The sequence below is a fragment of the Aeromicrobium sp. MLTX1 genome (assembly GCF_046452335.1).
Taxonomy (GTDB): Bacteria; Actinomycetota; Actinomycetes; order Propionibacteriales; family Nocardioidaceae; genus Aeromicrobium.
In genome coordinates this window covers 1-639 of the sequence record NZ_JBKFDN010000009.1, presented here as the reverse complement: position 1 = coordinate 639, position 639 = coordinate 1, and the positions used below count along the sequence as shown (strand labels likewise).

At 68.7% G+C, this 639-nt stretch carries 1 protein-coding gene; it reads left to right on the top strand.

The window, feature by feature from the left end:
• The coding region (locus ACK99Q_RS17775; protein ID WP_410187432.1) for an oxidoreductase at positions 1-639 on the top strand (639 nt) is incomplete at its 5' end.

The following is a 639-nucleotide window of genomic DNA, read 5'->3' as shown; positions in this document are numbered from 1 at the left end:
GACCAGATCATCAGCGAGGCCGGACGCCTCGATGTCCTGGTCAACAACGCGGGCTACGGCTCCTACGGCGCCCTGGAGGACGTCCCCATGGAGGAAGCGCGCCACCAGTTCGACGTCAACGTCTTCGGCGCGGCGCGGCTCACCCAGCTCGTGCTCCCGCACATGCGCGCGCAACGGTCGGGCAAGATCGTGAACGTCACGTCGATGGGCGGCAAGATCCCCACTCCGCTCGGCGCCTGGTACCACGCCACCAAGTTCGCGCTGGAAGCCCTCAGCGACTGTCTGCGGATGGAGCTCAAGCCCTTCGGCATCGACGTCATCGTCATCGAGCCCGGCGGCATCAAGACCGAGTGGTCCGGCATCGCCGCGGACAAGGTCCGCGCCGTCTCGTCCGAGGGCCCTTACGCCCGCCAGGGCAACGCCGTCGCCAACTCGCTCACCTCGGAGTCCACCCAGAAGCGCTCCTCGCCGCCCGAGCTCATCGGCCGCACGATCCGCAAGGCCGTCCAGGCCCGCAAGCCCAGGACGAGGTATGCCGTCGGGTTCGGCGCGAAGCCCATGATCGTGATGCACGACGTGTTGCCCGACCGCGCCTTCGACTCCGTGATGCGCCGGGCGACCGGCGTCCCGTCCGACTGA